Here is an 11486-nt window from a genome sequence, read left to right as displayed (position 1 = left end):
TAAAGGAGATCTAATGAAATTAATTAAAAATAAGTTCATAAATAGATAAATTACAATTGATCATGAGGTTTTTGCAGCTGATTTACCTAGTTTTGGTATTTATTTGAGCTGAAAATTAGGTATTGTGGATAAGTGATCTCGGTATTTTTAATTTTATGCGAATTTAGAGCTGCTATTTTTATTAATTTTGCTGGTGGAGTAAGCAGATCAAAAGTTTTGAATACTTAGCAGTTGAGTTATTTTATTTAAAAATCACAGTGATTATCAAATTATATGTTGTCAAAAGTAAGCTTTTTAGAGTACTAATCAGTGTTTTTTAGCTCTTTAATTGAGCGAATAGCATCATTTTTTGCGTGTATGAGGTGTGCTTTAGTGCATTTTTGTGAGCTAAAGTAAGTATAAGGAAGCCATTTATAACTACTTTTTGTATGACATATAACGCTATTAAAGCGCGCGGTTGTTTGAAAAGGCATTGGTTTTAGTCTTAATAATAGGTGTAATTTGTGCTATTAATTCCCCCAATAAGCATTCTTATTATTGTGTAATCTATATAATCTGACCTCTCTTAGCACGTAACAAAGGTAGTTTTAGATATGATTTTATTGGCAGTAATTTGCAGGCATCAGGTGTACAAATACATATTTTACAGCTGAATATTTTACATAAAAAAAGAGCACCTAAGTGCTCTTATAATAAAAATATATCTGTAATAGGGTGTTTATTTACCAATACAAAACGAGCTAAATATTTTGCCAAGTAGGTCGTCTGAGGTAAATTCACCGGTTATTTCATTCAAATACTGCTGTGTTAAACGCAGTTCTTCAGCGAGTATTTCACCAGCAATGTGCATTTCTAATTGTGTTTTACCCGTTTCTAAATGATACGCAGCACTTTCTAGTGCATCTAAATGACGACGGCGCGCCATAAAGCCACCTTCTGTTGCGCCTTGAAAGCCTATACACGCTTTTAAATGCTCGCGAACAAGTTCAATACCGTCAGCATTTTTAGCACTTAAGCTGATTACCGGGTATTGTTGCTCTTGCTCCATTCCGACTATGTCGCCCGATAAATCAGCTTTATTTCTGATGACCGTAACCCCCATACCTTCTGGTAATTTTGCCATAAATTCAGGCCAAATTTTGTGCGGGTCAGTATCTATAGTGTCAGTGCCATCAAGCATAAATAAAACGCGGTCGGCTTGGTTTATTTCATCCCATGCACGCTCAATACCTATTTGTTCTACTCTGTCTGGGCTTTCACGTAGGCCTGCTGTATCTATAATATGCAGTGGCATACCGTCTATATGTATATGCTCTCTTAGTACGTCGCGAGTGGTACCGGCTATTTCTGTTACGATTGCGGCTTCACGACCGGCTAGAGCGTTAAGCAGGCTTGATTTACCCGCATTAGGGCGACCTGCAATAACAACACGCATACCTTCGCGCATGATGCTGCCTTGCTTGGCTTGGTTGGTTACAGTGTTAAGCTGAGTAATAATCGCGTCTAAGTCTCCTGACACTTTACCATCGGATAAAAAATCAATTTCTTCATCAGGAAAATCTATTGCCGCTTCTACATACATACGTAAGTGAATTACTTTTTCTACGAGTGTTTCTATGTGTTTAGAAAATTCACCTTGGAGAGACTGTAGGGCGCTTTTAGCGGCTTGCTCGCTGGTAGCATTAATTAAGTCGGCGATGGCTTCTGCTTGTGTTAAATCAAGCTTGTCATTCATAAATGCGCGCTCTGAGAACTCACCAGGCTTTGCTAAACGAACGCCCTCTATTTTACTAATTTCTTTAAGTAACATATCCAGTACTACAGGACCGCCGTGGCCTTGTAATTCAAGTACGTCTTCACCAGTAAATGAGTTAGGACCTGCAAAGTAAATGGCAATACCTTGATCAAGTTGCTCGCCAGCAAGGCTTTTAAATGGCACATAATCGGCGTAGCGAACTTTAGGTATTTTACCTACTACTTTTTCAGCGACACTTTTAGCAAGGCTACCTGAAACGCGAATAATACCAACACCACCACGTCCAGGTGCTGTTGCTTGTGCTGCAATTGTATCTTGATTGATCATGCTATTAATTTGCCAACGATGAGTAACTTTATGCCCGTATTGTAACCTATCGATTTATTTGTAGCGAATAGCTGTGGTGAAAAACAGGCAATAAAAAAGGCGACCGAAGTCGCCTTTATATAAGTAGGAGCTTAGTTAGCCTCTTACTTTAATTCCTTTCTTTTCCATGCCACGGTAGATGATTAACATCTGGACAATAGAAATAAGGTTAGACACTAACCAGTAAAGAACTAAACCAGATGGGAACCATAAGAAGAATACAGAGAAGATAACCGGCATAAAGGTCATCATTTTTTGCTGCATTGGATCAGTAACCGTCATAGGTTGTAGCTTTTGCGTCACAAACATACTCGCACCAAATAATATTGGTAGTACGTAGTACGGGTCTTGTGCAGAAAGGTCAGTTAACCAAAAAATGAATTCAGCATGGCGAAGTTCAGTAGACTCTAAGAATACGTAGAACAAGGCTAAGAAAATTGGCATTTGTAGCAAAATAGGGAAACAGCCACCCATTGGGTTAACTTTTTCTTTTTTGTACATTTCCATTGTTGCTTGGCCGAACTTTTGACGGTCATCACCAAACTTTTCTTTAAGGGCTGCCATTTTAGGCTGTAGGGCACGCATTTTTGCCATTGAAGTGTATTGCGCTTTAGTAAGTGGGTACATTAACGATTTTACGATAATAGTGATGGCAATAATTGCTACACCCCAGTTACCTAAAATGCTGTGTAGCCATTTTAGCAATACAAATAAAGGTTGCGAAATAAACCATAACCAACCGTAATCTACAGTTAGGTCTAGGTCTGGGTGAATAGCTTCAAGAATATCTGACTCTTTCGGGCCCATATAATAAGTAGCAGTTAGTATTTGCTCACTACCAGCTTGAATATTTACAGCAGGGTCTTTAGCACCAATAATAGCGGCATTACTTTTTGTAATTAAGCTATAAATTGTATTTGATTGATCTTGCATTGGAACCCAAGCACTTACAAAGTAATGCTGAATAAAGGCAACATAACCACCTTGTGTACTTTTATTTAGGTTTTTGTCAGCCATATCTGAAAAACTATACTTTTCGTAAGGTTCTTCATCAGTACCGTATGCAGCACCTAAATAGTTTTGATCAACCATGCTGCCTTTTTCTTGTACGGTACGCTTAATTTGCGTGTATAGCTGTACTTGAAGTGGTGTGCTTGTTGTATTGTTAACTTTGTATTCTAAACCAACATCATATTGACCTTTTTTGAATACGTACGTCTTAGTAAAGTTAACACCATTACTATCAGTAAACTGAAGTGGAACGCGAAGCACATCACCCGTTAAGGTATATGTTTTTTGTTCGGTACTATAAGTAGGGCGACCATTAGCAGATGCATCAGGGCCATTTAAGCCAATTAAGCCACTTTGTGAAAAGTATTGTCTACCTTCAATAAGCTCACCAAGAAGCATATAAGGTGTGTCGCTACCTTTGGTATCTTCATACTGAAGAAGATCTGCTTCAACAATATCACCGCCTTTGGTGTCAATTTTAACTTTAAAAACGTCAGTAGTGATATTAATTACAGAACGTTTAGCTAAAGTTGCTGAAGCGGGTAAACCTGAATCTGATGATGAAGGAATATAATCATCCGACTCTGGTGAATTTGCTTGTAATGTTTGTGTTGTGGCACTTGGATCGACTTTAGGCTTGTTGTAATCATTATCCCATTCTTGGAACAATAAAAACGACACTAGCATTAGGCCAATTAATAAAAACGTGCGTTGCGATTCCATAACAGCTCTTATTTCTCGTGTTGGTGGTTAATATGGGTTAATTTTTCAGGGACGGGGTCTTCTCCACCTGAATGTAAAGGATGGCATTTTAATATGCGTTTTAAAGCTAACCAACTACCTTTTATAAATCCATGCAAATTAATTGCTTGAATTGCATAATGTGAGCAGCTTGGATTAAAACGACAATGCGGACCTAACAGCGGGCTAATCCACTTTTGATAACCGCGGATAAATAACACTAAACAAAACCTCGGTAAAGCAACAAGTGGTTTAAGTAACCTCATGATGTTTATGCCCCTACTTAAGTTTAGTGAGATAGATATCATGTATTTAAAGACTCAATTAGAAAATTTAAATGCATGATTAAAAGGTGAGCTAAAGATACATTAATTAACCCTGCAATTCTATTGCTATTGGGTTTGTTTGTTGGATTTAGCTGATTTGTTTGGGCGTTTTTTAAAAGGTGGTGGTTTAGGTGCACCTGGTTTACAGCGTTCGTTAATTTTTCGCCATAATTTAGTAAGCTGTTTGGTTATCTCTTCATTAGACTGCTCATCAATACCATTTTTAACCATAAGCACAATATCAATATTATCGATGCTGTGTTGATTTAAACGAAAACTTTCGCGAGCAAGACGTTTAATACGGTTTCGTTGGCATGCCTTTTTTACACGTTTTTTAGCAACAGTAAGACCTAACCGAGGTTTATCTTGGTCATTTGGTTTAGCTAATAGAGTAAAGAAAGGAGTTGCAGCCCGAGCGGGTTCATTAAATATGCGAGAGTAATGCGAGGGAGTTAACAGACGTAACTCCCTGCCAAAGCTAAAGTCTTCCACTTATAAATTAAGCAGAAAGAACTTTGCGGCCTTTAGCGCGGCGACGTGCTAATACTTTACGGCCATTTACAGTTGCCATGCGAGCACGGAAGCCGTGTGCACGTTTGCGTTTTAAAACGCTAGGTTGAAAAGTTCTTTTCATAACAATCTCATCCGATCGGTTAAAGTTAAAACATCCTATACAGGTCGCGATCCTGGCATAGGTGCCATTGCGAGCGCGAGATATTATAGAGTAAGTAATGTAAAGTCAATCATAATTACGTTAAGGGTATATAACCCACCTACTACTATATAAGAGATCATATAAGGCGATCGGTTAGGATCATCATAAATAAGAAGTTTTCCACAGCCCCTGTATAAAAAGTGAATAAAAGCGGGGGAAAAGTAAATTGGATCGTAAATTTGGTTCGCGATCTTGGTGTTATTTTGTTATGATCTCCTCTCAGGATCTAAAATAAAAACTGTTTTAAATCAGTTTGTTAATGATTTTATACATCGATATCAACAATTTTACAAAAATCAATCTTTTACTTGTGGATAAAGTGCCTTCATAATACGCGGTCTTGGGTCGCTTATTGGACCATTTGAACGCAATAAATGTATGATTTATAATCATTAATGATGTGCGGGAATAAAAATTATATCTCTGGGAGTTTAACTGTGTATCTGTCGGTTTGGCAAAGTTGTTTATATGTATTGCAAGATGAGCTGCCTTCGCAGCAATTCAGTATGTGGGTAAGACCGCTACAAGCAGAAAGTACCGAAGATACCTTGACGATTTATGCACCTAATCGCTTTGTGCTTGATTGGGTGAGAGAAAAGTACCTAAATAGAATTAACGAATTACTAGTAGAAATTTGTGGTGTTGAAGCCCCAAAACTACGTTTTGATGTAGGTAGTAAACCTTTATTAAATGCACAAGCTGCACCGGTTATAGAAACTCAATCGGCACCAAGTGCACACGCTTCAGCAAAACAACAGCCTCGCGAGCAAAAGCCAGTTGTTGAACCTGCACCTAAGTCAGGTTACAAATCTAACATTAAAGAAAACTATACTTTTGATAGCTTTGTTGAAGGTAAATCAAACCAATTAGCAAAAGCTGCGGCCACACAGGTTGCCGACAATCCTGGCTCTGCTTTTAACCCTGTATTTATATACGGTGGCACAGGTTTAGGTAAAACTCACTTATTACATGCGGTAGGTAATGGCATTATGGCAAATAAGCCAGATGCTAAAATTGTTTACATGCATTCAGAACGCTTTGTTCAAGACATGGTAAAGGCACTTCAAAATAATGCGATAGAAGAATTTAAGCGTTATTACCGCAGTGTTGATGCATTAATGATTGATGATATTCAATTTTTTGCTAACAAAGAGCGTTCACAAGAAGAATTTTTTCATACCTTTAATGCATTGCTCGAAGGTAACCAACAAATTATTTTAACCTCTGACCGTTACCCTAAAGAGATTGAAGGCGTTGAAGATAGGCTTAAATCACGTTTTGGTTGGGGATTAACAATTGCGATAGAGCCACCAGAGCTTGAAACGCGCGTTGCTATTTTGATGAAAAAAGCCCAGCAAAGTAAGATTAACTTACCACACGAAGTTGCCTTTTTTATTGCCAAAAAATTACGTTCGAACGTACGTGAATTAGAAGGTGCACTTAACCGTGTAATTGCTAATGCTAACTTTACGGGTCGTCCAATTTCTATTGATTTTGTAAAAGAAGCGCTACGCGATTTACTTGCCTTGCAAGATAAACTGGTTACCATAGACAATATTCAGCGCACCGTTGCTGAGTACTATCGAATTCGTATATCAGATCTGTTATCTAAGCGCCGCAGCCGCTCTATAGCGAGGCCGCGCCAAGTAGCTATGGCATTATCTAAAGAATTAACTAATCACAGCTTACCTGAGATTGGTGACGCATTTGGTGGACGCGATCATACGACCGTATTACATGCATGTCGTAAGATAAAATCACTACGTGACGAAAGCCACGAAATTAAAGAAGATTACCAAAACTTAATAAGAACATTGTCATCTTAGGGCTGACTTTATTATGCAAATAACAATATCAAGACAACAATTTTTAAAGCCATTGGTGCAAGTGTCTGGCGCAATAGAGCGCAAACACACGTTGCCAATTTTATCTAACGTTTTGTTAGTGGTAGAAAACGGACAACTTTCAATGACGGGTACTGACCTTGAAATTGAATTAGTTTCTGGCGTATTTGTAGGTGATGATATTGCCGATACAAAACTAACGTTACCCGCTAAAAAGTTACTCGATATTTGTAAAAGTCTACCAGACGGTTCGGACATTACTTTAAGCTTGCAAGAGCATCAATTACTTTTGACCAGTGGTAAAAGCCGTTTTTCATTAACGACTTTATCGGCTGATGATTTTCCTAATTTAGAAGAGTGGGACGGAGAAGTTGAATTTCAACTTACTCGTTTAGAGTTACGTAAGTTACTCGAAAGCACGCATTTTTCTATGGCAAATCAAGATGTACGTTATTACTTAAATGGTATGTCGTTTGAAGTAGATAATACCGATATAAAAACAGTAGCAACAGATGGTCACCGTTTAGCTATAGCGCAAAAGCAATTAACGCAATCGCTTAATACTCAACGCCAATTAATTATACCTCGCAAAGGTGTGCAAGAAATTATGCGCCTTATGGTAGCAGATGACGAATTGGTAACAATTCAGTTTGGTGCCAACCATATTCGTATTATCGATCTTGAGTTTACATTTACAAGTAAACTAGTTGATGGACGTTTTCCAGATTACCGTCGTGTATTACCACGTGGTGGCGACAAAGTAATTACAGCTAACCGAGAATGGTTACGAAATGCGTTTCAACGTGTGTCTATTTTATCGAATGAAAAGTTTCGTGGTGTACGCTTAAACTTATCAAACGGCTTATTAAAAATTACGGCCAACAACCCAGAGCAAGAACAAGCTGAAGAAGTTGTTGAAGTAAGTTACGAAGGCGCAGACCTAGAAATAGGGTTTAACGTGTCTTACGTATTAGACGTACTAAACACATTAAAAACAGAAGACGTACTATTTACATTAGCCGACTCAAACAGCAGTGCATTAATTGAAGGTGCAGGCGATGAAGAAGCAATGTACGTTGTTATGCCTATGCGTTTATAAGACTATAAATACATAATGAGCTTAAGTCATTTGAGCCTCAAATATTTTCGTAATATTGAGGCGCTGACGCTAGAACCAGTTAACGGCGTTAATATAATATATGGTGAAAATGGCAGCGGAAAAACCAGCCTTTTAGAGGCTATCTATTACCTTTCTCACGGCAAATCTTTTCGTACTCCAAAACACAAAAGTATTATCGCGCATCAGCAAGAGCAGTTTGTAATTCACGGACGCAAAACAATACACGACTTATCTATTCCAATTGGTATTAGTAAAACCCAAACGGGTGAAACTAATTTAAAAATTCAAGGTAAGGCGAGCCGTAAAATATCCGAACTAGCTCAACTCATGCCAGTGCAAATTATTACACCAGAGAGCTATTCTTTATTTTTTGGTGGGCCTAAAGAGCGCAGAAAGTTTTTAGATTTAGGTTTGTTCCACGTGGAACATGAGTTCTTTTTTTTATGGCAATCGTTTAATAAAGTACTTAAACAACGTAATGCATTGTTAAAAACTAAGCCCAAGAATTATTTTGACCAAATTAAGTTTTGGGACAAAGAATTTGTTAGACTGGCTGAAGAAATAAATAAATTAAGATTGGCGTATATAAGTAGGTTTAAGCAGCAGTTTTTTGATAAAATGTGTGCAGAATTAACGCTTGTACGTGATTTAGAAATGACCTTTAACGCAGGCTGGAAAGAGACCGAATCTCTTGCAGATGCGTTAGAGCAAAACTTTGAGCGAGATGCTCGCCAAGGGTTTACAAGTAAAGGCCCTCATAAGGCCGATTTTAGTTTTAGTGTCGCTGGCAACAGCGTGGAGAATACATTCTCACGCGGTCAATTGAAGTTACTATTATATGCGTTAAAAGTTACGCAAAATAGCTTAATTGAGTCAGAGACAGATAAGCAATCTATATTGCTAATAGATGATCTACCTTCAGAGTTAGGCGAAGATACAAAAGAGAAAGTGGGACAATTACTTGCTCACTGCAGTTCTCAAATTTTTATCTCTTCAATTTTGTCTGAAAGTATTTCTGCTGTGGTGGAACCCATGCAACGAGAACTACAAATGTTCCACGTGAAACATGGCAACCTAATAACAAGATAAGTGGGATTAACCATGTCTGAGAATTATGACTCGTCGAGTATTAAAGTACTTAAAGGATTAGACGCAGTAAGAAAGCGTCCTGGAATGTATATTGGGGACACCGATGATGGCACAGGCTTACACCACATGGTGTTTGAGGTCGTTGATAACTCGATCGATGAAGCCTTAGCAGGTCATTGTGATGATATTTACGTAACGATTCACTTAGACGGTTCTGTCTCAGTACGAGATAACGGTCGTGGTATCCCAACTTCTATTCATGAAGAAGAAGGCGTATCAGCAGCCGAAGTTATTATGACGGTACTTCATGCCGGTGGTAAGTTTGATGATAACTCTTATAAAGTATCTGGTGGCTTACACGGTGTTGGTGTTTCTGTTGTAAATGCACTTTCAGAAAAACTAAAACTTACAGTTCGCCGTGAAGGTAAACTTCATGAACAGTTTTACACTATGGGTGTTCCAGATGCACCTTTAGCTGTTATTGGTGAATCGGACACGACTGGTACAGAACTACGTTTTTGGCCAAGTGGTGAAACATTCACAAACTTAGATTTTCATTACGAAATTTTAGCTAAGCGTTTACGCGAGCTTTCATTCCTAAATTCAGGTGTGAGCATCATTTTAAATGATGAACGTGAAGAAAATAAATCTGACCACTTTAAATACGAAGGCGGTATTCAAGCTTTCGTTGAATACTTAAACCGTAATAAAACACCTATACATAAAGGTGTATTCCATTTTACTCACGAACGTGAAGAAGATGGTATTAGCGTTGAAGTATCAATGCAGTGGAATGATGCATACCAAGAAAACATTTACTGTTTCACAAATAATATTCCACAACGTGATGGTGGTACTCACTTAGCCGGTTTTAGATCAGCGCTAACACGTACACTTAATAACTACATGGAAAAAGAAGGCTTTAACAAAAAAGCTAAAACAACCAGCAATGCTACCGGTGATGATGCCCGTGAAGGCTTAACGGCTGTTGTTAGTGTTAAAGTTCCTGATCCTAAGTTCTCATCGCAAACTAAAGACAAGCTTGTTTCAAGTGAAGTTAAGTCTGCAGTTGAACAAGCAATGGCTGAAAAATTCACTGAGTTTTTATTAGAAAACCCAACTGATGCCAAAATTGTTGTAGGTAAGATTATTGATGCCTCACGTGCTCGTGAAGCGGCGCGTAAAGCCCGTGAAATGACACGTCGTAAAGGTGCAATGGACTTAGCAGGCTTACCTGGTAAGCTAGCTGATTGCCAAGAAAAAGATCCTGCCCAATCTGAACTATATATAGTGGAAGGGGACTCTGCTGGCGGATCAGCCAAGCAGGGACGTAACCGTAAAAACCAAGCTATTCTTCCGCTTAAAGGTAAAATCTTAAACGTAGAAAAAGCACGTTTTGATAAAATGTTATCTTCGCAAGAAGTAGCAACACTAATTACTGCATTAGGGTGTGGTATTGGTCGTGACGAATATAATCCTGAGAAATTACGTTACCATCGCATTATAATCATGACCGATGCGGACGTGGATGGTTCTCACATTCGTACGTTACTATTAACATTCTTCTATCGCCAAATGCCTGAAATTGTAGAACGCGGCTATATTTACATTGCTCAACCACCACTTTATAAAGTGAAAAAAGGTAAGCAAGAGCGTTATATTAAAGATGACCCTGCATTAGTTGAATACCTAACATCGCTTGCTCTTAATGGTGCAGCGTTGTATGCAAGTACAGATGCACCAGCTCTTGAAGGTGAAGCACTAGAAGAAATCGTTCACGATTATCAAAACACAGTTAAAGTAATTGAGCGTTTAAAGCGTAAATACCCTAACACGGTAATGGAACGCTTAATTTATCAAACAGAATTGAAAACTGATGACCTTTCAGATGAAGCTAAAGTAATTGCTTGGACTAAAGTGTTGGTTGACGACCTGATTGCACGTGATGAAGATGCGACTATTTTCCATGCTGGTACAGAGCATGATGCTGAGCGTAATATGTATTACCCGGTTGTGAATATTCGTCAGCACGGTGTAGATAAAGCACACGTACTTCATTATGACTTTATTGCGTCACGTGACTACCAACGCATTGCTGTGACTGGTACTAACATCGCAAACATCCTTAGCGAAGGTGCATATATTCAACGTGGTGAGAAAACAAAACCTGTTGATAACTTTGTGGATGCTTTGGAATGGTTGATCACAGAATCGAAGCGCGGGATCTATATTCAACGCTATAAAGGACTGGGCGAAATGAACCCAAGCCAGCTTTGGGAGACCACAATGGATCCTAGTGCTCGCCGTATGTTACAAGTAACGATCGAAGATGCTGTTGGCGCGGATCAATTATTTGCGACCTTAATGGGTGACCAAGTAGAGCCTCGTCGTGAGTTTATTGAAAAGAACGCACTACGTGTAGTTAACTTAGACGTGTAAAAAATATTGCTTACATAGAAAAAGGAGCCTAATGGCTAATGCCGATCAGTTAAGAAAATGACCGGTTGACCGATCCAAA

9 protein-coding genes are annotated in these 11486 nt (G+C 38.5%); 4 read left to right on the top strand and 5 right to left on the bottom strand.

Going from position 1 to position 11486, the window contains the following annotated elements; genetic code table 11:
- Positions 1-718: 718 nt before the first annotated feature.
- The 5 genes from mnmE to rpmH form a co-directional block, all read right to left on the bottom strand.
- On the bottom strand, positions 719-2083 hold the full coding sequence (mnmE, locus tag GQR46_RS09580) for a tRNA uridine-5-carboxymethylaminomethyl(34) synthesis GTPase MnmE (RefSeq protein ID WP_007584209.1): 1365 nt from the start codon (positions 2081-2083) through the stop codon (positions 719-721).
- Between the two features lie 135 nt (positions 2084-2218).
- The gene (gene yidC, locus GQR46_RS09575) at positions 2219-3856 is read right to left on the bottom strand and encodes a membrane protein insertase YidC (RefSeq protein WP_165740809.1); all 1638 of its coding nucleotides are present in this window, start codon (positions 3854-3856) and stop codon (positions 2219-2221) included.
- Between the two features lie 8 nt (positions 3857-3864).
- Entirely contained in the window at positions 3865-4140 is a 276-nt protein-coding gene (gene yidD / locus GQR46_RS09570) for a membrane protein insertion efficiency factor YidD (RefSeq protein ID WP_165729274.1), read from the bottom strand.
- Positions 4141-4266: 126 nt separating this feature from the next.
- Positions 4267-4692 carry a ribonuclease P protein component gene (gene rnpA / locus GQR46_RS09565; RefSeq protein WP_165740808.1) on the bottom strand — a complete coding sequence of 142 codons (426 nt, stop codon included), beginning with the start codon at positions 4690-4692 and terminating at the stop codon, positions 4267-4269.
- 7 nt (positions 4693-4699) lie between these two features.
- Complete coding sequence (rpmH, locus tag GQR46_RS09560) at positions 4700-4834, bottom strand: 50S ribosomal protein L34 (RefSeq protein WP_004335215.1); 135 nt, start codon at positions 4832-4834, stop codon at positions 4700-4702.
- Between the two features lie 518 nt (positions 4835-5352).
- On the opposite strand from rpmH, the gene dnaA reads away from it, so the two are divergent.
- From dnaA to gyrB, 4 genes are read left to right on the top strand one after another with little or no spacing between them, the layout of a single operon-like run.
- On the top strand, positions 5353-6741 hold the full coding sequence (gene dnaA / locus GQR46_RS09555) for a chromosomal replication initiator protein DnaA (protein WP_010555148.1): 1389 nt from the start codon (positions 5353-5355) through the stop codon (positions 6739-6741).
- 13 nt (positions 6742-6754) lie between these two features.
- Entirely contained in the window at positions 6755-7858 is a 1104-nt protein-coding gene (dnaN, locus tag GQR46_RS09550; protein WP_024599960.1) for a DNA polymerase III subunit beta, read from the top strand.
- Between the two features lie 15 nt (positions 7859-7873).
- The gene (gene recF / locus GQR46_RS09545) at positions 7874-8968 is read left to right on the top strand and encodes a DNA replication/repair protein RecF (RefSeq protein WP_008138030.1); all 1095 of its coding nucleotides are present in this window, start codon (positions 7874-7876) and stop codon (positions 8966-8968) included.
- Between the two features lie 12 nt (positions 8969-8980).
- Positions 8981-11407: a DNA topoisomerase (ATP-hydrolyzing) subunit B gene (gene gyrB, locus GQR46_RS09540; protein WP_008172005.1), complete on the top strand. Its 2427-nt coding sequence runs from the start codon at positions 8981-8983 to the stop codon at positions 11405-11407.
- Positions 11408-11486 lie beyond the last annotated feature (79 nt).

Source organism: Pseudoalteromonas sp. Z1A6, from assembly GCF_011378745.1.
GTDB lineage: Bacteria > Pseudomonadota > Gammaproteobacteria > Enterobacterales > Alteromonadaceae > Pseudoalteromonas > Pseudoalteromonas arctica.
The sequence above is the reverse complement of the archived record's forward strand: the minus strand, read 5'-3'. Positions and strand labels throughout refer to the sequence as shown.

Bases quoted from the DNA above. Each gene is read 5' to 3' on its own strand.
- gyrB (WP_008172005.1), top strand. From the start codon at position 8,981: ATGTCTGAGAATTATGACTCGTCGAGTATTAAAGTACTTAAAGGATTA.
- yidC (WP_165740809.1), bottom strand. From the start codon at position 3,856: ATGGAATCGCAACGCACGTTTTTATTAATTGGCCTAATGCTAGTGTCG.
- yidD (WP_165729274.1), bottom strand. From the start codon at position 4,140: ATGAGGTTACTTAAACCACTTGTTGCTTTACCGAGGTTTTGTTTAGTG.
- recF (WP_008138030.1), top strand. From the start codon at position 7,874: ATGAGCTTAAGTCATTTGAGCCTCAAATATTTTCGTAATATTGAGGCG.
- dnaN (WP_024599960.1), top strand. From the start codon at position 6,755: ATGCAAATAACAATATCAAGACAACAATTTTTAAAGCCATTGGTGCAA.
- mnmE (WP_007584209.1), bottom strand. From the start codon at position 2,083: ATGATCAATCAAGATACAATTGCAGCACAAGCAACAGCACCTGGACGT.
- rpmH (WP_004335215.1), bottom strand. From the start codon at position 4,834: ATGAAAAGAACTTTTCAACCTAGCGTTTTAAAACGCAAACGTGCACAC.